Source organism: Clostridium sp. Cult2 (assembly GCF_021655075.1).
Taxonomy (GTDB): Bacteria; Bacillota; Clostridia; order Tissierellales; family Tepidimicrobiaceae; genus Schnuerera.
The window spans coordinates 13,582-36,686 of record NZ_PPXX01000006.1 but is presented as its reverse complement, the minus strand read 5'-3'; the positions used below and the strand labels follow the sequence as shown (position 1 = coordinate 36,686).

Below are 23,105 nucleotides of genomic sequence, written 5' to 3'. Positions count from 1 at the left end.
ACTCATTTGTAACGACTTTTTTATGTAGAATTGGTATATTAAATATAGTAATCCATATTATATTTGGATTAATGGATATAATAGGAATAACAAAATAGTGAAAGAGGTAGTGATTATGAATAAAAAACCTATAGCTTTTATATTTATCATCATCCTATTATTTACATCTCTTGTAGGATGTGGAGAAAAAGATGTAGAGAAAAGCAAAGATGAAACTGTAGGCAGATTGGAACCAAAAACAGATACTATAGTTGAAAATGATGAAGAAAAGATAATGAAAGAGTTCGAAACTATGGTTAAAAGTGATAACGAACCTTTTACATTAGTTAAGTTTATAGATAAAAATATTGGAAATGTAAATATGGAATACACCATAGAGATGATAAGAGAATTAGAAGAAGTACAAGAGGAGTATATAGATAGATATACAGACCAGTTATTTATGGAAGAACATCAAATGGAGTTATTAACTTTGTCTGAAGTTCATAATAGTAAAGCTAAAATTGAAGATTACTTGTTCTTTGATAAGACTAAGACAGAAGAAATAAAAAATGAGAGTTTAAAGGAATTGGTTAAAAATATAGTACAGGGGAAATATAAACTTATAAATATGGAAGGTGCTTTTTATCCAATTATAGACTATGAAGCATTAAAGGTTTATAATAATTATCTATCAGATGAAATAAAAGAATATATAGATTTAAAATCAATGGATTCCAATATGCCAACCATATTGGATGCAGGATTAGTGATTTCCTTTGACCAGTTAGCAGAAAGACTTATTAAAACAGAAAATTATATTAATAAATATCCAGATAGCATAAAGTATGAAGAAATATTGAGACTATATGGAGTATATTTAAAATTCTATTTAGAAGGTTCAGATAATACTCTTATATATGATTATGAAACTAAAGAAATAAAAGATGAGGTTCTATCAAGCTACAAAAAGACTAAAAATATAAATGAAACTGTAACATCTAGAGTGGTTTCTAAATATATAGATATTATAGATGAAAACCAAAATATAATAGATGAAAATGTGCTCTCTAAAGTTCCAGAGCTTCATAGTGAAGCCATTGCAACATTGGAAGAGCAAAAATAAGTCCACCAAGGCATAGTTCTACCCCCAGTAATTTGCAGAACTATGCCTTGCTTTTTCATTTAGTAGCAGGTTGGGTTTTTAAACCCCTTATTATTGGTATATAATATATACAAGGAGATATTAAGGAGGTTAAAAAATGAAGAAGGTATTATTATTGCTAGCAGAAGGATTTGAAGAGGTGGAAGCTCTTACAACAGTGGATTATTTAAGGAGAATGGACATAATAGTAGATATTTGCTCTATAACAGAAGAAACCAAGGTAAAAGGAGCTCATAGGATTGTAGTAGAAGCAGATAAGGTATTAAAAGAAATAGACAGTATAAAAAATTATGATGGTATGGTTATACCTGGGGGGCTACCAGGAGCTACCAACCTTAGAGATGATGGCAGAGTAATAGATATGGTAAAAGAGTTTAATGATGGAGGAAAATTAGTAGCAGCTATTTGCGCTGGTCCAATAGTATTAGAAAGAGCAGGAATTATTAAAGGAAAGAAGGTTACATCTTATCCAGGATTTGAAGGAGATTTAAAAGAAAGTGAATATAAGGATGATTTAGTAGTTCAAGATAATAACATTATAACAGCAAGAGGTCCTGCAGTAGCAGTCTATTTTGCATTAAAAATAGTAGAAAATTTAGTAGGGAAAGAGAAAAAAGAAGAGTTAAAAAAGGATATTTTACTAGATATGGTAGAAGAAAACATTTCCAAATAGATGATATCCTTAATGTTAATAAAAATAGGCGATTTTCGCCTATTTTTCTTTTTAATAGATATAATATAGAATGAATAAGTTTAAAGGAGTGAAAGGATGAAGCTAAATAGAAATTTCTATAGCAGAGATACAATAACTGTAGCAAAAGAACTCTTAGGAAAAATATTAATACACAATATAGAAGGGCATAAATTAACAGGAATGATTGTTGAGACAGAGGCTTACCTAGGATTAAAAGATAAAGCAGCCCATTCCTATGGCGGAAGAAAAACTAAAAGAGTAGAAACCATGTATGGAGCTCCTGGTACAGCCTATGTCTATCTTATATACGGGATGTATTATTGCTTAAACATAGTGACAGAAAAAGAAGGCATTCCAGAAGCAGTTTTAATAAGAGCTATAGAACCTATAGAAAATATAAATCAAATGGCTTTACATAGATTTGGGAAGTCCTATGAAGAATTGAGTAAGTATCAAAGAAAGAACCTAACCAACGGCCCGGGAAAGCTATCCATGGCTTTTAACATTGATAAAACACAGGATAAGATAGACCTTTGTGGAGACAGATTATACTTAGAAGACGGTGGAAAAGAAATATTCAATATAATAGAAACTAAAAGAATAGGTATAGATTATGCAGAAGAAGCCAAAGATTTTCCATATAGATTTTACATAGATGGAAACCCATATGTATCCAAATTGTAACCTTATTTACATTGCAAATTACCTTTATATCTAGTATTATTTAAACTATAGGTTAGTACATGTGGGAGGGTTAAGGATGAAGAAAAAGTTCTGGATAACATTTTTAATAGCTTTAGTAGGGTTTTCTGCATTATTTGCGATAACAGGCCATTATATGTTGAATAAGGATTCTATGGCTTATAATGGAGAAGATGAAGATTTAGAGGCAGATGAAGTATTAAAAGATAAAAGCGAAATATTAGTCTTATTAATGGGTATAGATGATCAAGATGGTTCAGGCGGTGTAGCAAAAGTAAAGGAGAAGAAGATAGAAGGAGAAGATAGGCATAAACCTACAGGAAAACGAACTGACACAATGATTCTTTGTAAATACAATTTGGAGACTGGCGATATTACCATGTTGTCCATTCCAAGAGATTCTAGGGTTAATATAAGGGGAAGAAGGGAAAAGGAAAAAATAGCCCATGCCCATTCCTATGGTGGACCTTACTTAGCAATGAAAACGGTGAAGGATTTTTTAAATATAGATTTGGAATACTATGTAACGGTAGACTATTTAGCAGTAAAGAAAATAGTAGAGGCTATTGGTGGAGTGGAAATAGATATACCTAAAAGAATGTACTATAAGGATCCAACGGACAAGCCGCCATTGTTAATTGATTTTCAACCAGGACTACAAACCTTAGATGGTGATGATTCAATAAGATTTTTAAGATACAGGCCTAAGAAAGAGGGAGATGTAGGTAGAGTAGAAAATCAAAAATTATTTATGAAAGAATTCATAAAACAAACCTTGAAGGCTAAAAATATTATAAAATTACCCACGATAATAAAAACTTATTATGATTATGTAGATACTAATATACCTATGAATGCAATATTAAAAGGCGTAGGAACTGTAAATAAAATAGATTTAGAAAACATGAAAACTGCTACAGTACCTGGGGAAGGCGAATATATAGGAGGTGTCTCCTATTTCATATATGATGAGGAAGGAACAAAACAATTAGTTCAAGAGATGTTTGGGGACTTTTTATTGAATGAATAAAGGGAGGTTTCCATGAAAAAAGATATAATGAGGAAGGATAGAAAAAAAGAGCATATTGAACAATATTTAAAGTCCCAATATAGAAATGACACTTTATTAGATGATGTATATATAGAGCACAATTCATTACCGGAGTTAAATTTTGATGAAATCGACACTAGAGTTAAATTTTTAGGAAGAAATATTGAATATCCAATAATGATAAATGCTATGACAGGGGGAACAGAATTTTCCCAGGTAATAAATAGAGATTTGTCAAAAATAGCAAAAAATTATAGAATCCCCATGGCGGTAGGTTCTCAGACTATAGCATTAAGAGATAAAAGTAGCCATAATTCCTTTAAGATAGTAAGGGAAATAGTGGGAGATGAAGGAGTAGTAATTGCTAATCTAAGTGCTCATGCAACTTTAGAAGATGTTAAATTTTCCATAGATTTACTGAAGGCAGATGGTATTCAGCTTCATTTAAACCCTGCTCAAGAGCTGGTAATGAAAGAAGGAGATAGGGGTTTTAAAGGTGTTTTAAAAAACATAGAAAACATTGTATCAAATATAGAAAAACCAGTTATAGTTAAGGAAGTAGGCTTTGGCATATCAAAGGATGTAGCTCAAAGGTTATATGATGTAGGGATAAGGTATATAGATGTATCAGGTAAAGGAGGTACCAATTTTATAGAAATAGAGGATAGAAGAGATGACGAAATAGATTTTAGTGGTATCTATTCTTGGGGGATTCCAACAGCTCTTAGCCTAATCCAATGCAGAATCATATCTAAGGATTTGTTCTTAATAGCTAGTGGTGGTATAAGGACTAGTTTAGACATAATGAAATCTTTAATCTTAGGAGCTAATGTGGTAGGAATAAGCGGACAAATTTTGAAGGAGTTAATAGAAGGTGGATATGAAAGAGCTAATAAATATATGGAAGGCTTAATCTATAAATTGAAGGTACTAATGCTATTAACGGGAAGTAAAAATATTGAAGAATTAAAAAAGACTCCCTATAAGATAAAGGGAGAACTTAAGGATTTACTAGAATAAAGGAACAAAAAGGATAATCCCTTTTGTTCCTTTTTAAATATCAACCGCTAAAACCCTCCAGCTCCGCCACCACCAGCACCACCGCCTCCACCACCAGAGAAACCACCACCACTTCCAGTAGATGAACCACCAGCAGAGAAAGATCTATTCAAACTACTTTCAAAGGAATTTTGTCCTCGATGGCCTATAGCGAAATACCAATAAACCCAGTGATTAGGCATAGTGCTTTCTGGTATTAATATTTTGAACTTTTTCAATGATTTAACATTTACCCCTAAGGCTAGACCATATATTAATGCAGCATCCAATGGGAAATAAGAATTATCAATATCTAGATTATCACTTCTCAATTTTAATTCTTTTTTAAAATCTTGCCATTTTTTGTACTGAATATATCCATAATCAGATTTTCTAAACATAATAATCATTCCATATATAAAAGCAAATATTGAAACTAATAAAAGGATAAATCCATAAAAACCCTCCAAAACTAAAGATATAATTGAAATGCTAAAGGCAATAGATGAAAACAACACCAATAGTCCTCCAATTCTTTTTCTACTATCATCATAATAACCTTTATTTTTTGATTCTTCTTTTACTTTTTTCTGCCAAGCATTATAGGATTTGTAGAACTTTGTACTATGTTTTTTTCCTTCATATTCAATATCCTCTGTTGTTACAGTATTTCCATCACCAATTTCGTAAAATAGCCATTCTAATAAATATCTTTCATGGTCTAATAGAGAATTAGTAGATTTTTCAAGTTTTTTCAATTTAAAATTATTAATATTTCTTTTATATTCACCTTTATCTTCTATGGAGATATATCCTTTTCTGGATAAATCAAAAATGGTAGCCATTATTGTAGTTGTACTTAGAGCATTGTTAGTTAAATAAGCTGCCACTGCAGGTGTACAGTCTTCAGGGTATAGGTTATGGTCCATGGTATCATAGATATCTATATTTCGCCTAAACCTAGAAAATGTAAAAGCAACGCTAACAACTCCTAATCCAGCTATAATGATGGATAAATTATTAAATAAATTTCTATTTTTTTCTCTTCTAATTTGTTTTTCTTCTATTTTATTAATATAGGATAATTCTTCTTCTATTATGTTATCGTATCTATTATTATTGACTGTATTAGTCGAATTAGGAATAAAGCTTGTTGGAAACAATACCCTAGCTTCAATAAAGGTATCTGTAGGTGGATTTTCTACTTCTAATCTTATTAGATTATCACCTTTAAAATTAATAGTACCATTCGCTGGGCCATGAGCAAAAATCTTTACTCTATCCGTTATACTTTTTGGTAGTTTAATATTTACTGCAAAAAAGTTTATTGGTGTATTGTTTTCTCTACCTAAAAATTTATAGTATAGTTCACCTGTATCATTATACTTGACAGCTACATTTTTTATAGTATAGCTTAGACGGAAAGTCTTTTCTTCATCTTTTGAGGGAGAGAAAATTTTAACATTAATATTATCTCCATTATCAACAATTGTAAATACATCACTGTCTCCATTTTCGGCTTTAGAAACTTGAGTATATACTATTTCATTTCCTTTGACCATTTCTCTAACTTGAATATTATTTACACCATCTGTATCCATTAAGACAATTTCTCTAAACACCCCATTAAATTTATCATTGAAGTTAAAAGTAATATCTTCAACAATCTCCAAGTCCCCATTTTCTTCAATTACAGAATCTATTAGCCATCTATTTATTGAAAGAGATTTTTCAGCCTGTCCCTTTATGGGGAAGTTGACTAAGATTAGCATTATTAATAGTAAAATTGCGCCTACCTTTATACATTTTTTAATAGGAATCACCTCTGTTTAAAACTAATGGAATAGTTTTTATTTTATATTAAATATTGTAACTACATGTTAAGATTATATTAATATTATACCCTTATTTATGTTAATGTAAAATAATTGTATAATAGGAGATGAAGAATATAATGGAAGAAGGTGTGATTATATGAGGAAGAAGATTTTATTGATGTTAAAGCAGGCTAAGAATGAGTTTATCTCTGGAGAAAAAATCAGTGATTGCTTAGGAATAAGTCGGTCTGCAGTATGGAAACATATAAAAATATTAAAAGAAGAAGGCTATGAAATTGAGTCTATGCCTAGAAATGGCTATAGACTATTATATAGTCCGGACATACTTACCTTGGAGGAAATAGAAGAATATTTAGATACGGATTTTATTGGGAGAAATATATATTATTTTGACAGTCTATCATCTACCAATATAAAGGCAAAGGAAATGGCCATGAAAGAGAGAGAAGGTACAATAATAATAGCAGAAGAACAGACTGAAGGTAAGGGAAGATTAGGTAGAGATTGGACTTCACCAAAGGGTAAAGGTATTTGGATGAGTATAATATTAAAACCTCAAATATCCCCTTCAGAAGTGGCCAAAATAACTTTAATAGGTGCAGCTGCAGTAAATCAAGGGTTAAAGGATATAGGAATAGAGTCATATATAAAATGGCCTAATGATATTGTAATCCATGGGAGAAAGGTTTGTGGTATTCTTACAGAGATGAGTTGTGAACTAAATATGATTAATTATGTAGTTATGGGAATAGGCATAAACGTTAATTTGGGAAAAGAGGATTTTGGTGAAGAATTAATTGATAAAGCCACATCTTTGAAGGATATTACTGGTACTAAGATAAATAGAAAAGTATTATTAGCCAAGGTTCTTAACCATTTTGAAGGTCTTTACCTTCCTTTTATAGAATTAGGGGATATATCAAAATCTATTCATATATCAAGAAGAAAATCTATTGTAATTGGAAATGAGGTAAAGATTATAAGGGGAGATACTGAAAAGATAGCTAGGGCTATAGATATAGATGAAAATGGTAAATTATTAGTACAATATAAAGATGGAGAGAAAGAAAAAATATTTTCTGGAGAGGTTTCAATTCGAGGATTTGAAGGATATATATAATAGGCAATTATTACTATATATTAATAAAATATCGACAATTGATACTAAAATATGATAGAATTAATCAAAAGAAAGTAAAAATATTTAACAAAACTAACTAGAATAGTGGTGAAAATTATTGGAAACCAAACCTCTTTTTTTAACTGAAAAGGTAATAGATGAAATATTGATTGAAGATATTTTTGATGATGAAGGAAATATATTGATGGGTAAAAATGCTATAATCAATGAATATGCTTTTCACTTTTTGGCAAAATCTAAAGTAAAAAGAGTACCCATTTATCCATCAATGAAAGATAATTATTCTTCAGGAAGTTTTAACTTACCTTTATTTCATAAGGAAAATATTTTAGCTCTGCAGGATATAGTAACAAGACTAGCAGCAGGGAGGGGTGTGGACCCAAATGAATTAGGCAGAGTATCTGAAACATTATCTCTTGAAGTCAATAGAAATAGGCAAATGATTGGGCAAACGGGAAGAATTAAAGATACTGATGAATATACATATAATCACAGTATAAATGTAGCTATATATTCTTTATATATAGGAAAACTTATAGGATTAGATAATGAAAGGATTAAAGAGTTATGTCAAGCTGCTTTGCTTCATGATATTGGAAAAGCTAATGTACCAAAGAATATACTTAACAAAAAAGGAAAGTTAACTGAAGAAGAATTTAGAATAGTAAAAAAACATACCATAGATGGATATTTATTGTCTAAAAGAATACCTTTTTTAAAGGAAGAGGTAAGAGAAGCCATACTTAGCCACCATGAAAGGGAAGACGGAAGCGGTTACCCTCGTGGTATAAAAGGAAGGAAGATTAATTTGTATGCAAGGATACTTGCAATAGCAGATGTATATGATGCACTAACATCGGAAAGGGTTTATAAAGAAAAGAGTACCCCTTTTGAAGCCATAGAAGAGTTTTATAATATGGGGATTAATAAATTTAGTAAACCTATATTAAATATATTTTTTAAAAATACCTTTCAACTTTATGTAAATTCTAAAGTGAAATTAACCGATGGAAGGATTGGTAGAATTCAATTCATTCATCCTAAAAAACCAACTAAGCCTGTAATTCGTGTAGATGGTGAACATATTAACCTGTCAAAATGTCTTTTTTTAAAAATAGAAGAAGTAATAGGATAAACTCATTAGAAAGCTAGTGAGTTTATTTATATTTTTTCAATGCGTAATCTTGCAAGTATTTTTGAAGCTACCAATGAAGACAAAATAGCTTTCAAAATATCCCCAGGTAAAAATATAGCACATCCAGTCTTTAAAGCTATGGGAAAGGTTACGGATTTACCCATTACATTATTCAGGATTATGTACATATAAGGCACTCCAAATAAATAGATAATAATAGTTCCTACCAAAGTGGCTAAAAATATACGCCTTAAACTTATACTATTTCTATGATGAACAATTTTTCCAACTACATAAGCAGCAAATATAAACCCTATCAAAAATCCAAAGCTTGGTTTAAATATTGTTTGAGGTCCGCCTGAAAATCCAGCAAATATTCTCACACCAGAAAGGCCTAATAAAACATAAACTAGCTGAGATAAAGCTCCCAGTTTTGGACCAAGAATAAGTCCAGATAATATAACGAACATACTTTGAAGTGTAATAGGCACATCTCCAATAGGTATACTCAAAAAAGCTCCTATAGCCGTCAAAGCAGTAAATAGAGAGGCTAATATCATTTCTTTTGTAGATAATTTCATCTAATCCCTCCTATATGTAAACTAATAAATATAAAAAGATGACAATAAGATTGTAAAGGATTACGGAGACAATGTCAACCATAGAATAATATTGGTAAACAAACATAAAATCAAATAACAGCAATAAAAATCCAGGTTAAAATTATTGACAAAAAGAAAAATAGAATATATACTGTATATAAACAGCATGAACAGTATATACACGATGAACACCTTAAATTAGGAGGATAGCTATGAAAATTATAGTATCTAATTCTTCAAATGAACCTATATATGAACAAATATCTAACCAGATAAAGGGAATGATTCTTAAGGGAGATCTATATGAAGGGGATTTATTACCTTCCATTAGAGGATTAGCTAGAGACCTTCAGATATCTGTTATCACCACCAAAAGAGCTTATGATGAATTAGAAAAAGAAGGTTTTATTGAAACCATGCAAGGGAAAGGTTCCTATGTAGCAGGGCAGAATAAAGAACTTCTCCGAGAGAAAAAACTTAAAATTATAGAAGAAAAATTATTTGAAGTGGTAGAAGAAAGCAAATTACTAGGATTAAATTACGAAGAGGTAGAAGAAATGTTAAGAATTTTATTTCAGGAGGTATAACCATGGATTATATTTTAGAAGTTAAAAATTTAAGAAAAGAATTTAAAAACTTTACATTAGATAATATTAATTTTAATTTAGAGCCTGGATATATTATGGGGTTTATTGGTCCTAATGGAGCTGGAAAAAGTACGACTATCAAACTAATAATGAATTTACTTAAAAATAACGGTGGAGAGATTAAAGTATTCGGTAAAGACCATATAAAATATGAAAAGAAAATCAAAGATAGAATAGGATTTGTTTATGACGAGAATTACTACTATGAAGATTTGACCATTAACCAGATGAAAAATATTGTTGCCACCTTCTATTCCAAATGGGATGATAATCAGTTTAACTATTATATTAAGGAATTTGATTTAAATCCAAAGGCAAAGATTAAAACCTTATCTAAAGGGATGAAAATGAAATTTTCATTAGCAATAGCTTTATCTCATCATGCAGACCTTATAATTATGGATGAACCTACATCAGGATTGGATCCTGTATTTAGAAGGGAGATACTAGACATTTTATATAGTATTATCCAAGATGATAGTAAGAGTATATTTTTCTCCACTCACATCACTACAGATCTAGAGAAAATAGCGGATTATATAACCTTTATAAATGATGGTAAAATAATATTTTCTAAGTCTAAAGATGAAGTATTAGAAAGCTATTCTATAGTTAAAGGTGGGATAGACCTTTTGGATAGGGATACAAGGAAAGAGTTCATAGGTTTAAGAGAGACCAAAGTTGGATTTGAAGGGTTAACAGATAATGCAGATAAGATGAAAAGGACTTTTGGTAGCAATATATTGATAGAAAAAGCAACTTTAGAAGATATTATGGTTTATAGCGTAAGGGGGTAAGGATATGCTAAAAATAATAAATAAGGATTTAACATTGATGTTTTCAAATACCATGCAGAGAATTCTCATGGTTATGATAGTTCCTATGTTTTTATTAATCATAGATGCTCAGCAAATGGATTGGCTATACTTTTTAATACTTGTTAGCGTTACCTATATATTAATTATGACTCCTTTTTCTTTTGATATTACCAATAAAACTACCAGCATGATGAATTCCTTTCCCATAAAGAGGAGAGAGATTGTAATTTATAGATATTTATCTATATTTGTATATATGTTGATATCTATTGTGTATGTTGGGGTTTATTTGTGGATAATTAATAAAACTGGTTTAATAAATGTGGATTATTTTAATCTGTCTATGGTTGGGAAGGCTATACCCTATGTAATGATATTATCCAGTATAATGTTACCAGCTAACTTCAGATTTGAGCCTAAACTAGCCCAATTAATAAATGCTTTTCTTTATTCAGGGTCTATAGTCATGGCATTTAGTTTAGCTCAAAAGAGTGTAGAAATGTCTTCAAATATAATTGTAAAGCTACTATCAAGTCCTGGTTTTAAAATAATAGCTATTATAGTTTATATATTATCCATGGTCTTATCTATAAAACTATATGAACATAGGGATCTATAGGAGGGATAGAAAAATGTTTAATTTAGTGATGAAGGATTTAAAAATTTCCAGTAAGATGAGTATTTTTGGATTATTTTTTCCTATATTTATATCTCTAGCTGGACTTAAAACCGGAGCTTCAACCTTACAGGTAAATATAATGTATATTCTAGCTATATTTATGATAACATATTTTTCAGTTATGTATTCTAATGGATATGATCAGAAAAATAAGGTGGATATAGTTATAAATAGTTTTCCAATCAATAAAAAAGATGTAGTAAGAAGTAAATATCTATTATTGTTAATATACGTTATTATGTATTCTATAGCCGTTATAGTCATGACTAATATTTTCATTTTAGTAGGTATTGGAAAGGGAGGCAGGGCAGCAGGTATATGGGATTTTATAGTGGCCTTAAATTTACTTTTAATCTTTTATTCCATATATTATCCTATATATTTTAAATCTGAAAATGGCTTGGCAATGTTTAATCAACTAATCTACATGTTAATTATTTTAACTCCTGCTATGTTAGGGAAACTTGGCAAGACATTACAACAAACTAAAATCGTAAATATTTTAATAGAGATGAATATTAAAAAGATAAGTGGAGTTTTATTGATATTCTCAATAATAATATTTTATATATCCTTACAGATATCTAAAATTATATATTTAAGGAAGGAATTTTAGCGAGTCAAAGGATATCCTTTGACTCGCTTAAATAAATAATTGAATATTTGAATCCATAGCATCCATTAAATATTCTTCAGCTGTTACTATTTTTACTTCCTTAATCAATTCTTCCTCCTTAAATCCCATGACTTCACAGGAAAGCTTACAGGCTTTGAATTTTACTCCCTTATTGATGGCTCCCATTAAAAAATCTTTTAATTTTGGAGTTTCATTTTCTTCCATCATCTCTGTTAACATCTTTTTGCCTATTCCTGCAAAGTTCATTTTGGACAAAGGTAAATCTTCAATATGTTTTGGTGTCATATTTGCAAACATCTTTTCATAGGTAGTTTTATCTTCTTCAGATAAATTATTTGGGTCTCTTACCAATAATAATCCCCAGAAGGCAAAGAACATGGTAACATCCATATTTATCTCTTTAGCAGAATTGGCTAGTATAAGAGCAGCTAAGGCTTTATCATATTCTCCACTAAACATAAGTATATTCATCTTTTTATCCATAAAGGAACCTCCTTTACACTATTTTGAGTAGAAAGGAGGATTTCTATACTTAGAATCATAATATTCTATATTATTTCCTATCTGTTTTAATAATTCTATCATGATATTAATTTCTTCATAATCGTTGTAAAGGCCATAACTGATTCTAACGGTACCAGGTCTAAGAAGATTTTCATTATTCTTATATTTTTCTATATCTTCTTTTGATACATTGAGTAATTTTTGAATATAGGGCTGAGCACAAAAACATCCATTTCTTACTCCAATGCCTCCTTCTAAAGAGAGGATTGTTGCTACAGTTCCATGGTATAAGCCATCAATATTGAAAGATATAATAGATACCTTATTTTTTACATCTTCATCATCATACAATTTAATATTTGGAATTGTTTTCATCTTTTCCAAAGTATATCTAGTTAGTTTTCTCTCGTATTCAGCGACTTTTGCTATATGAAGTTTTTTTAATGTACTAATGCTTTCAATTAATGCCACTACTCCAAGAAGGTTAGGAGTTCCTGCCTCTTCTTTTTCAGGGGGAGAAGTCCATAGTACTTCTTCGGATGTTACTAAATCAACAGTACCTCCACCTATATGGTCTGAAAAACCAGATACAAAAGTGGTCTTAGGAGCTATAAGGACTCCAGTACCAAAGGGGGCATACATTTTGTGAGCAGAAAAGGCAATATAATCTATATGGCATGGATCCTTTACAGATTTAATATCTACTGGATGATGAGGAACTAACTGAGCACCATCTACCAATATTTTACTTCCATATCTATGGGCTAGTTTTGCTATTTTATGTATTGGATTTATATAACCTGTTACATTAGAGGCGCCAGTTAGAGCTACTAATTTCACTTTTCCTTGATGCTTTTTTAAGAGGTATTCTAGATGGTCTAAAGATAATCTACCCTTTGCATCTACTTCAACATAATCTACATTGTATCTATATCTCCAAGGCAAATCGTTAGAATGGTGCTCCATATAAGTTGAAAGGACTACTCCATCTTTTATTTCATCCATTAGTCTATAAGAGAGTTTGTTTATTGCTTCTGTTGTATTTTTCACAAATATTGCTGTATAATAATTAGGGTCAGCATTTACAAAATCCATTACAATATTTCTTGCATTATCATAGAAATGGGAAGATACAATGGACTTATATCCTGTTCCTCTGTGTACGGAAGAATAATAGGGGGAAAAATTATTTATTCCGTGAAGAACAGAGAAAAAAGGTGGAGTAGTGGCGGCATTGTCAAAATTTATATAAGGAACTTTGTTGCCATTAAACAATGGAACTAAAGTATTTATGCCATAAACTAACTTTTTATACATAAAATCACCTATATTATTAATGATATTACCATTATATTTTAATAAAACAAAAAAGTTCCAATTATTAATTAAAACATACAGTAAATTTATGATACAATATGTATAGTAATTCTAGTTAATAGGAGGAAGTATATGAAAAATAAATCAAGTGTATATGCAGATTTTTCATTATTAATAGTTGCAATTATATGGGGAAGCGGATTTGTTGTTACAAAAAACTCATTGGATTATATTACACCCTACTATCTACTAGCCTATAGATTTATAATTTCTTTTTTACTGATGAGTATAGTTTTTTTCAATAGATTGAAAAAGGCTAAACTTAAAGATTGGAAGGCAGGACTATTAATAGGTATTTTTTTATTTGGTGGATTTGCTACTCAAACTGTAGGGCTTAAATATACAACTGTTGGGAAACAAGCCTTTATTACTGCTAGCAACGTTGTTATGGTACCATTTATATATTGGGGGATTAGCAAAAAGAAACCAGATATATATGAGGTAATAGCAGTAATTCTTTGTTTCACTGGTATAGGAATATTGAGTTTCGAAAGTAATTTAAGATTTGGATATGGAGAGTTTTTAACCTTCGTTTGTGCAATATTTTTTGCCTTCCATATAGCAACTATTGGTTATTTTTCGAAAGAACATGACCCAATTGTCCTATCTGTGATTCAAATTTTAGTCGCAGGTATATTTTCTACCATATTTGCATTAACATTAGAGCCTAAGATGGGGAAGATGTCAAATGAAACCATTTATTCAATATTATATCTGGCAATATTTAGCACCTTGATAGCTTTTTTAGTTCAAAACATTGCCCAAAAATATACTACATCTACCCATGCTGCTATAATATTAAGTTTAGAAGCTGTATTTGGAGGTATAATGTCCTTAATATTTTTAAAAGAACCCTTCACAATTAGATTTTTGATAGGATGTATTTCCATATTGGTGTCCATTATAACTACTGAAACTAAATGGAGCTTTTTGAGAAAAAAAGTTAATGATAACAATAATTCTAGCAAAACCCATAAGGTTTAGGTGATAATATGAGAAAGCATAAAGAAATTGTGATTGCTTCTTTGGTAGTAGGTTTATCTTCTCTTTTATATATCGATTTCTATGTTAAAAATTTTAAATTTTCCTTTGCAGGTGTTATGTTTCCATTATTGCTATTTATGTATAATGAATTTAATCCCATATTATTTGGGGTTTTGTCAGGTTCTTCACTAGTGTTATTTAGAGGAATATTTTATGGAATTATACAAGGACCTTTTGTCGAAACCATTCTTTATTCTATGCCAGAAAACATCTTTTATATAGTTTATGGTTTATTGTTTTATGGCATTAAGAGAAAGTTTCAACCTATTACTCATAATAAAATGTTTATTATCGCCGCTTTAAGCGATACTTTTTCCAATATAATAGAAGTATATATTAGAATAGGGAGAAATTTGTTTACTACGGATTATGGAATGATAAAAATATTATTATTAGTAGGGTTATTGAGAGCTGGGTTAGTATGGTTGATGATAACAGGATACAAATACTATAAATTATTATTGATAAAAGAAGAACATGATAAAAGATATAGAAATCTATTAAGATTAACATCTCAATTAAAAACGGAAGTCTATTGGATGGAAAAGAACATGGCTCATATTGAGAAGGTAATGTCCAATGCCTATGAGTTATTTTCTAATATTAATGAAAATATAAATAGAGAAAATTGGAGTGATGTGGCTTTAGAAATAGCTAAGGACGTCCATGAAATAAAAAAGGAATATGGATTGGTCGTAATGGGCATAGAAGAAATAATGGAAAATAGGTTAGATAATACAGGCATGTATTTTTCAGAACTTATGATTATATTAAAGGAGACATTGGAAAGGGATATAAAAAAACAAAATAAGAATATTTCCATAGAATATAAGACAGGAAAAAACTTTTATACAGAAAAACATTATTACCTAATGTCCATATTGAGAAATATTGTAATGAATGCCATAGATTCAATTGAAAACGAGGGAAATATTGTCCTAACTCATACTATTGAAAATAATAATCATCAATTTACTATTATAGATAATGGATGTGGAATTGATGATGAAGATTTGCCCCATATTTTTTCCCCAGGATATTCTACTAAAATTGATTATAATACAGGACAAATTAATAGGGGACTAGGTCTTACTCTTATAGAAAAACTTCTTCAAGTTCAATTAAAAGGTAGTATACATGTAAAATCAAAAGTTGGACAAGGAAGTACTTTTACCATATCTATTCCAGTGAGAGAATTGGAGGGTATTAATGAATGAAATTTTTTATATTAGACGATGACATTAATGTCATTCGTATTTTAAAGAAGATAATTGATGACAAAGAATTGGGAACAATAATAGGGGAAGAAAGGGATGGGAAAAAAGGAATAGCTAGGATTAGAACCACTATTCCAGATATTGTTTTAATTGATTTATTGATGCCAGGAATAGATGGGTTAAGGGTTGTCAAGCAACTAAAGGAGGAGTACCCTAATATTGAATTTATAATGATATCTCAAGTTTCCTCAAAAAATATGGTTGAAAAAGCTTATAGGTATGGTGTAGAATACTATATATATAAACCAATAAACGCTATAGAAGTTGAAATGATAATTAGAAAGGTAATAGAACGGATTGAAATAAATAGAACTATTTTAAAGATGCAACAGATATTTAACAATAAACCAGAAAAAGAAATAGTGAGATTAGAGGGAGTTTGTGAACAATGTATCAACAATGTATTAGTGGAATTGGGAATTATTAGTGAAAAAGGTAGCGAAGAAATAATAAAAGTAGTTAAATATGTGATGAAAAAGGGTATAAACTTAAATAATGTAACTATCCGAGAACTTTGTAGTTATTTTACAGACAATCCAAAATCTATGGAGCAAAGGATGAGAAGAGCTATTAGTATAGCCATGACAAATATTGCAAATTTAGGCATTGAAGACTATATGAATGAAACATTTATTCAGTACTCTAATAGCCTATTTAATTTTGAACAGGTGCGTAGGGAAATGGAATATATAAGAGGTAAGTTGGATAGAGGGGGTTCCACTAATATTAAAAAATTTTTAGTAGGGTTGATATCATTTTGTGAATATTTGGACAATTAAAAATTTTCAGAAAACTTTTCTATGTTTTTTGTAGTTTCTTGAAGTTCATATTATATACTTCTAATAAAAATATTAAGGAGGTATATGTATGGGCTTTTTTATTAGACTCAATGACATTGTTAATAACTTTGTTTGGGGTCCTATAATGTTAATCTTATTAGTAGGAACTGGAGTTTACTTAACTGTTCGGACTAATTTTATGTCTTTAACAAAACTTGGCTATATTTTAAAAAACACATTATTGAAGATGTTTGATAAAGAAACTACTGGAGAGGGAGAAATTACAGCTTTTCAAGCTGTTGCAACTGCTTTAGCTGCTACAGTAGGTACAGGAAATATTGCTGGAGTTGCTACAGCAATAGCTATAGGGGGCCCGGGAGCAATATTTTGGATGTGGCTTTCCGCTCTATTTGGAATGGCAACAAAATTTGCTGAGGTTGTTCTTAGTATAGAGTATAGGGAGAGAACAGAAGATGGAAGATTTGTCGGTGGGCCAATGTATTATATTGCCAATGGTCTTAATGCAAATTGGTTAGCCTATATTTTTGCAATATTTGCAGCTATGGCAGCCTTTGGTATAGGAAATATGGTTCAATCTAACTCCGTTGCAGCTTCTCTTGAGGTGACTTTTGGAGTTAATAAATGGATTACAGGTATTGTTTTAGCAGTATTGGCTGCTTTGGTTATGTTTGGTGGACTTAAAAGAATTGCTACTGTAACTGAAATGTTAGTTCCATTTATGGCTGGATTTTATATTTTAGGTGGAATAGTAATATTGATTATAAATATATCAAGTATTCCAGCAGCTTTTGGATTAATATTTAGAAGTGCTTTTTCAGGTTCTGCTGCAGTAGGAGGATTTGTAGGCTCTACAATGGCTTTAGCTGCTAGAATGGGTGTAGCTCGCGGAGTATTTTCCAACGAAGCAGGTCTTGGTAGTGCTCCAATAGCCCATGCAGCAGCAACTACAGATCATCCTGTACGTCAAGGATTATGGGGAGTTTTTGAAGTGTTTATGGATACTTTAATTATCTGTACCATAACAGCATTGGCAATTATAGTAACTGGTGTATGGAATACTGGTGAAACGGGGGCAGCACTTACTACAATGGCATTTAACACATCTATCCCAACAATTGGAGGCTATATCGTTTCAATTGGAATATTATTATTTGCTTTTTCTACCTTATTAAGCTGGTCTTACTATGGAGAGCGTTCTGCAGAGTTCATACTTGGACCTAAAGTCATTACTCCCTATAGAATCATATGGATCCCTTTTATTGTTATAGGTGCAGTAGGTGGACTTGAAACCCTTTGGGAGATTGCAGATACATTAAATGGTTTAATGGCTATTCCAAACTTAATAGGTATTTTAGGATTAAGTGGAGTAGTTATTAAGCTTACTAGAGATTTCTTTGGAACAAAATATATTGAAGAATTGGGTTATGTAACTGAAAAAGAATAATAATCTAAACAAAAATAAAGCCCTAGGGCTTTATTTTTGTTCTTTATCTTTTCGATATTTGCTCATAACCTCAGCAAATATATCCGCAGTACAAGGAGGAGTATAGGTAATTGAATTAGCGCCAGCTTCTATTGTTGCTAGGATACTATTATCAGTTGGGCCTCCTGTAGCAATAATAGGCAGTTCTTTACCATATTCATCACGAATTTTTTTAACTATCTGGGCAGTTTTAGCACCACCAGATATATTCAAAATCCGAGCACCAGCATCTAATTTTGCTTTATAGTCATCGTATTCCGTTACAACTGTTGCAATAATAGGAATATCAATTCTATTGTACATTTTACTGATAACTTCAGGGGCTGTAGGGGCATTAATTACTACTCCATAAGCCCCCATTAGTTCTGCTTGAAGGGCAATATCTACAGATCTTTTACCTGTAGTAAGGCCACCCCCCACTCCTGCAAAAACTGGAACAGGAGCAACCTCTAAAATGGCTTGAGTAATAGAAAGCTGTGGAGTAAAGGGATAAACAGCAATTATGGAATTGGCATTTGTATTTTTAATTATAGCTACATCGGTAGAAAACAATAAAGATTTAATTCTAGTACCCAATATTTTGATACCACTAGCTTTATATATTACAGACGGAACTTCTATGATTCTAGACCTTAGTTGGGACTTTACCTCAGGAATGTATTTTTCTTTTTCCATTTTTTAACCTCCTATTCATAAGAAACTAGAGAAATATTTAATCGTATATTTATACCCTGGAAATATGGAAACAAATCAAATATAAGTTAAATAAAAACAAATACTTCGAAACCTTTAATAAGTAGTATAACTATAGTATAATGATATTATTATATATAACATCAAAGGGGGCTTAATATATGCGAGGATTAGAAATACTAAATGCCCTATGGGAAACTTTAAGAAGTATTTTACCATTGACGGCTATTCTTATGTTTTTTCAGCTAATAATATTGAAAAAACCAATTGAAAATGTTAAGGAATTTGGTATTGGATTTTTACTTAGTGTACTTGGATTACACTTTTTTCTAAAAGGGGTTTCTATGAGCCTTTTTCCTTTAGGAGATTCAGTAGGTAGTAATCTGGTGGTTTTAGAAAAAAAATGGCTTATAGTAATTGTGGCCTTTATTATAGGATATTTTGGGACTTTAGTAGAACCAGCTTTGAAGGCTTTAGCTTTAGAAGTAGAAGAAATATCTATAGGAGCAATACCTCATAGAGTATTGATACACGCTGTTGCCATTGGATTTGGAACTGGAATGGGAATTGGTATATATAAGATATTAAATGGAATATCCTATATGAAGATTATTATACCCCTACTTGGATTAATAATTGGACTGTCCTTTTTTGCACCAGAAGAATTCGTATCTATTGCCATGGATTCAGCTAGTGCAACTACTGGACCTGTAAATATACCCCTTAATATGGCCTTGGCAATAGGGCTTGCTAAAATAGTTGAAAGTGCAGACCCACTTTTATCTGGATTTGGAATTGTTGGACTTACTTCCATAGGGGCAATGATTTCGGTATTAACATTGGGTATATTAACTAAGATATAGGGAGGGATATTTATGGATGAAGTTAAATGTATAGTTGCTATTGTTGAAAGAGGAAAAGCAGACAAGATAGTTGATAAAGCAAAAAAATCAGGGGCTAAAGGAGCTACCATTATATATGGAAGAGGTACAGGAGAAAGTGAAGTAATGAAATTCTTAAATATACATATTGAAGCTTCAAAGGAGATTATTATCGTATTAAGTGAAGAAGACAAATATAAACCTATATATGATACAATAATTGAAGCGGGAAGGCTTAAAGAACCTGGAACAGGTATTATATTTACTTTACCTGTATATAACTTAGTTGGGTTGCATCATAGAAGAGAGTTTGAAAAATAGAGAAAAGCTTAGCTAAGATAGATTCTTGAAAGGATGAGATATATGTTTAAATGGAAAGAAGATTTTAGCGTGAATATAAATGATATAGATGAACAACATAAAGAGTTATTCAGAATAGGTAATTACCTTTATGAAATTGTTTCTATTAAAGATGGCATAGATAGATATGATGAAATACTTGAAGGCCGACACAAATTGATGGATTATGCAGTTTACCATTTTAGCTTTGAAGAAAAAATGATGAAAGATAATGGATACCCTAAACTTCAGCAACATAAAAGACAACATGATTCCTTTATTTCGAAAGTAAAATCCATAGATGAAGAAGAAATAGACGAAAGGCAGAAGAAAATAGGAATGGATTTAATCATATTTGTTGCAAACTGGATAGAGAATCATATATTAAAAACGGATATGGAATATAAGGAATTTCTAAATAATAAGGGAATATATTAATCTATGATGAAAAAAACCTCCCTATATGTTAACATATTATATGTGACATAATATACAGGAGGTTTTTTTATGGGGTAAATGATAAATTATTTGCAGAAGGGAAAGTAGGAAAAGTTTTATTAAAGTTTTCAATACCAGCTATAATCTCCCTGTTAGTGGCAGAGTTATATAATATGGTGGATACCATATTTGTAGGTAGGGTTATTGGAGGTAATGGAATAGGGGCTTTAGTAGTAGTTTTTCCCATTCAAAGGATAGTAGCAGCTATTAGTATGATGTTAGCTATAGGTTCGTCCACTTCTGTAGCTAGAAAAAATGGAGAAAAGAATAAAAAGGCTATTATTAATGTTATAAAAAATGGTATAACATTAGCTTTTGTAATAATAATACCTTTAATGGTTTTCACATATTTATTTAGGGATAATATATTGACCATGTTAGGAGCTAGTGAAAATATATTACCTTATGCTCATGATTACCTATCTATTATTATATTTGGTAGTTTATTTATATGTTTGACTACTGTAATGAACTATATAATGATGTCCTTAGGAAATAGGAAGGTAACATTAATAAGTACAACCTTAGGAGCTACACTAAATATTATTATTGATTATATTTTGGTTGTAGGCTTATCCTATGGAGTGAAAGGAGCAGCAATTGCAACTGTAGTTTCACAATTTATAGCATTTTTATATTCTGCATGCAAATTTAAGAAGATAAAAGATACTTTTAACTTATCCCTAGGATTTCAATTGAAAAAAGAAATAGGCCTAGGAATAATAGGAGTAGGTTTTTCAGCTTTTATTGTAGAAGCAGAAGACGGTATACTCCTTGCTATACTCAACAATCTATTACTAAACCATGTAGGAGATACAGGAGTAATTATACTAGGGGTTATATCAAAAGTGTCCATGTTTATGTTTATTACTATGCTGGGCATCAGTTCAGCCATGCAACCTATAGCAGCCTATAATTTAGGGGCTAAAAGCTATAAAAGATTAAAAAAAGTGGTTAAAGAAACTATGATTTTTGCCTTAATTACTTCAACGGTTTTATGGCTAATTGCCATAACTTTTTCTAAAGCGATAATTTCATTATTTGTAAAAGAACCCTACTTAGTTGTGGAATCCGCTAAGGCTTTTAGGGTCATGGTAACAGTATTTCCATTACTAAGCATTTATTATGTAACCATATATTATTATCAATCCTTAGGAAGAGCTAAAACATCATTTTTAGTATCTATATTTAGACAGATAATAGTAATGTTACCTGTATCTTTAATATTAGTTAAAATACTTGATTTAGGTGCATTAGGAGTTTGGTTGTCCTATCCTATAGCAGATTTAATATCAAGTGTATCTTCAATATTTTTAATGAAGAAAGCATTTGGGAATTTAGATGTTAAGGTAGAGGAAAATAAACAAAAACGTTTAAAAAAGCAATTACATTATGAAACTATGTAAAAACATTATCCAGACTAGAAAATGTCAATAGGTGACTTCTAGGTCTGGATTATTTTTTACAAAAATATAAAAAGTATTGAATAAGTGTGATTTAAGTGTTATTATATAAATAGATACACTTAGGCAAATAAGCATAACTGTATCCATACATAATCTAGTTTATAAGGGGGGTCTATATTATGGAAAAGAATAATTTGAAATTATTAGTAAGATATGCAGTACTCATAGCTTTAACAACTATAATGACCATGGTTATCCATATACCTACTGTTGGCACAGAAGGGTATTTAAATTTAGGGGATATGGTTGTGTTTTTAGCAGCTCTAACTTTAGGTAAGAAGGGTGGATTTATTGTAGGCGGATTTGGTTCAGCTATGGCGGATTTATTGCTAGGATATACTCATTATGCACCTATTACATTTATAGTGAAAGGATTAGAAGGATATATAGCAGGAAGCTTATTGGAAACAAAGGTAGGAAAAGAAAAACCAATAATTGCTACATCAATAGGGGGAATATTTATGGCTTTTGGATATTTTATCCCAGAGATATTTATGTATGGTAAAGGAGCTATAGCCTCTATTCCAGGAAATATTATGCAAGGATTGTTAGGAGCAATAACCTCTGTAGTACTATATACAGCATTAAAAAGAACTAATGCATTTAATTAAAAAGTA

Annotated in this window: 25 protein-coding genes; 20 read left to right on the top strand and 5 right to left on the bottom strand. The window is 30.6% G+C overall.

All coding sequences use genetic code 11. The features are described from left to right. Positions 1-115: 115 nt before the first annotated feature. The 5 genes from C3E90_RS01095 to fni all read left to right on the top strand — a co-directional run bounded on the left by C3E90_RS01095 (position 116) and on the right by fni (position 4,611). Positions 116-1,105, top strand: a complete 990-nt coding sequence (locus C3E90_RS01095; RefSeq protein WP_236913705.1) for a hypothetical protein — start codon at positions 116-118, stop codon at positions 1,103-1,105. A gap of 136 nt (positions 1,106-1,241) precedes the next feature. Continuing rightward, positions 1,242-1,817 (top strand): DJ-1 family glyoxalase III, encoded by a 576-nt coding sequence (locus tag C3E90_RS01090; protein WP_236913704.1) that lies wholly within the window; start codon positions 1,242-1,244, stop codon positions 1,815-1,817. Positions 1,818-1,913: 96 nt separating this feature from the next. Next, positions 1,914-2,522 (top strand): DNA-3-methyladenine glycosylase, encoded by a 609-nt coding sequence (locus C3E90_RS01085; RefSeq protein ID WP_236913703.1) that lies wholly within the window; start codon positions 1,914-1,916, stop codon positions 2,520-2,522. A 76-nt stretch (positions 2,523-2,598) separates the two neighbouring features. Next, on the top strand, positions 2,599-3,570 hold the full coding sequence (locus tag C3E90_RS01080; protein ID WP_236913702.1) for an LCP family protein: 972 nt from the start codon (positions 2,599-2,601) through the stop codon (positions 3,568-3,570). Between the two features lie 12 nt (positions 3,571-3,582). Beyond that, positions 3,583-4,611 (top strand): type 2 isopentenyl-diphosphate Delta-isomerase, encoded by a 1,029-nt coding sequence (fni, locus tag C3E90_RS01075; protein ID WP_236913701.1) that lies wholly within the window; start codon positions 3,583-3,585, stop codon positions 4,609-4,611. A gap of 47 nt (positions 4,612-4,658) precedes the next feature. Here fni and C3E90_RS01070 read toward each other — a convergent pair whose 3' ends face one another. Further along, the gene (locus C3E90_RS01070) at positions 4,659-6,452 is read right to left on the bottom strand and encodes a DUF2207 family protein (protein WP_236913700.1); all 1,794 of its coding nucleotides are present in this window, start codon (positions 6,450-6,452) and stop codon (positions 4,659-4,661) included. A gap of 151 nt (positions 6,453-6,603) precedes the next feature. Between C3E90_RS01070 and C3E90_RS01065 the strand changes: the two genes are divergently transcribed. Continuing rightward, on the top strand, positions 6,604-7,587 hold the full coding sequence (locus C3E90_RS01065) for a biotin--[acetyl-CoA-carboxylase] ligase (protein WP_236913699.1): 984 nt from the start codon (positions 6,604-6,606) through the stop codon (positions 7,585-7,587). A gap of 118 nt (positions 7,588-7,705) precedes the next feature. Continuing rightward, positions 7,706-8,743, top strand: coding sequence for an HD-GYP domain-containing protein (locus tag C3E90_RS01060; RefSeq protein WP_236913698.1), 1,038 nt, complete (start codon positions 7,706-7,708; stop codon positions 8,741-8,743). Positions 8,744-8,769: 26 nt separating this feature from the next. On the opposite strand, the gene C3E90_RS01055 is transcribed toward C3E90_RS01060, so the two are convergent. Beyond that, the gene (locus C3E90_RS01055) at positions 8,770-9,324 is read right to left on the bottom strand and encodes a biotin transporter BioY (RefSeq protein ID WP_236913697.1); all 555 of its coding nucleotides are present in this window, start codon (positions 9,322-9,324) and stop codon (positions 8,770-8,772) included. 233 nt (positions 9,325-9,557) lie between these two features. Between C3E90_RS01055 and C3E90_RS01050 the strand changes: the two genes are divergently transcribed. Genes C3E90_RS01050 through C3E90_RS01035 form a run of 4 tightly spaced genes read left to right on the top strand, consistent with a single transcriptional unit; the run spans position 9,558 to position 12,105 of the window. After that, complete coding sequence (locus C3E90_RS01050) at positions 9,558-9,932, top strand: GntR family transcriptional regulator (protein ID WP_236913696.1); 375 nt, start codon at positions 9,558-9,560, stop codon at positions 9,930-9,932. A 2-nt stretch (positions 9,933-9,934) separates the two neighbouring features. Next, complete coding sequence (locus C3E90_RS01045; RefSeq protein WP_236913695.1) at positions 9,935-10,789, top strand: ABC transporter ATP-binding protein; 855 nt, start codon at positions 9,935-9,937, stop codon at positions 10,787-10,789. Positions 10,790-10,793: 4 nt separating this feature from the next. After that, entirely contained in the window at positions 10,794-11,429 is a 636-nt protein-coding gene (locus C3E90_RS01040; protein WP_236913694.1) for an ABC-2 transporter permease, read from the top strand. Positions 11,430-11,442: 13 nt separating this feature from the next. After that, positions 11,443-12,105, top strand: a complete 663-nt coding sequence (locus tag C3E90_RS01035) for an ABC-2 transporter permease (RefSeq protein ID WP_236913693.1) — start codon at positions 11,443-11,445, stop codon at positions 12,103-12,105. A 27-nt stretch (positions 12,106-12,132) separates the two neighbouring features. Here the strand turns inward: C3E90_RS01035 and C3E90_RS01030 are convergent, their stop codons facing one another. Next, positions 12,133-12,609 (bottom strand): DsrE/DsrF/DrsH-like family protein, encoded by a 477-nt coding sequence (locus C3E90_RS01030; protein ID WP_236913692.1) that lies wholly within the window; start codon positions 12,607-12,609, stop codon positions 12,133-12,135. 18 nt (positions 12,610-12,627) lie between these two features. Continuing rightward, entirely contained in the window at positions 12,628-13,947 is a 1,320-nt protein-coding gene (locus tag C3E90_RS01025) for an aminotransferase class V-fold PLP-dependent enzyme (RefSeq protein WP_236913691.1), read from the bottom strand. A gap of 132 nt (positions 13,948-14,079) precedes the next feature. Between C3E90_RS01025 and C3E90_RS01020 the strand changes: the two genes are divergently transcribed. The 4 genes from C3E90_RS01020 (at position 14,080) to C3E90_RS01005 (ending at position 18,572) form a co-directional block, all read left to right on the top strand. Continuing rightward, positions 14,080-14,991, top strand: a complete 912-nt coding sequence (locus C3E90_RS01020) for a DMT family transporter (RefSeq protein ID WP_236913690.1) — start codon at positions 14,080-14,082, stop codon at positions 14,989-14,991. An 8-nt stretch (positions 14,992-14,999) separates the two neighbouring features. Further along, on the top strand, positions 15,000-16,268 hold the full coding sequence (locus C3E90_RS01015) for an ATP-binding protein (protein ID WP_236913689.1): 1,269 nt from the start codon (positions 15,000-15,002) through the stop codon (positions 16,266-16,268). Then, positions 16,265-17,107 (top strand): DNA-binding domain-containing protein, encoded by an 843-nt coding sequence (locus C3E90_RS01010; protein WP_236913688.1) that lies wholly within the window; start codon positions 16,265-16,267, stop codon positions 17,105-17,107. Before C3E90_RS01015 ends, C3E90_RS01010 begins: the two co-directional genes overlap by 4 nt. A gap of 88 nt (positions 17,108-17,195) precedes the next feature. Further along, positions 17,196-18,572 carry an alanine/glycine:cation symporter family protein gene (locus C3E90_RS01005; RefSeq protein ID WP_236913687.1) on the top strand — a complete coding sequence of 459 codons (1,377 nt, stop codon included), beginning with the start codon at positions 17,196-17,198 and terminating at the stop codon, positions 18,570-18,572. 30 nt (positions 18,573-18,602) lie between these two features. On the opposite strand, the gene C3E90_RS01000 is transcribed toward C3E90_RS01005, so the two are convergent. After that, positions 18,603-19,286, bottom strand: a complete 684-nt coding sequence (locus tag C3E90_RS01000) for a hydrolase (protein WP_236913686.1) — start codon at positions 19,284-19,286, stop codon at positions 18,603-18,605. Positions 19,287-19,465: 179 nt separating this feature from the next. Between C3E90_RS01000 and C3E90_RS00995 the strand changes: the two genes are divergently transcribed. The 5 genes from C3E90_RS00995 (at position 19,466) to C3E90_RS00975 (ending at position 23,099) form a co-directional block, all read left to right on the top strand. Further along, positions 19,466-20,167, top strand: coding sequence for a DUF1538 domain-containing protein (locus C3E90_RS00995; protein ID WP_236913685.1), 702 nt, complete (start codon positions 19,466-19,468; stop codon positions 20,165-20,167). A 12-nt stretch (positions 20,168-20,179) separates the two neighbouring features. Continuing rightward, a complete protein-coding gene (locus C3E90_RS00990) occupies positions 20,180-20,506 on the top strand; it encodes a P-II family nitrogen regulator (RefSeq protein WP_236913684.1) in 327 nt (108 codons plus the stop codon). Positions 20,507-20,548: 42 nt separating this feature from the next. Continuing rightward, complete coding sequence (locus C3E90_RS00985) at positions 20,549-20,962, top strand: bacteriohemerythrin (protein ID WP_236913683.1); 414 nt, start codon at positions 20,549-20,551, stop codon at positions 20,960-20,962. A 35-nt stretch (positions 20,963-20,997) separates the two neighbouring features. Continuing rightward, positions 20,998-22,428, top strand: coding sequence for an MATE family efflux transporter (locus C3E90_RS00980; protein WP_336512987.1), 1,431 nt, complete (start codon positions 20,998-21,000; stop codon positions 22,426-22,428). A 179-nt stretch (positions 22,429-22,607) separates the two neighbouring features. Continuing rightward, complete coding sequence (locus tag C3E90_RS00975) at positions 22,608-23,099, top strand: ECF transporter S component (RefSeq protein WP_236913681.1); 492 nt, start codon at positions 22,608-22,610, stop codon at positions 23,097-23,099. Positions 23,100-23,105: the final 6 nt, after the last annotated feature.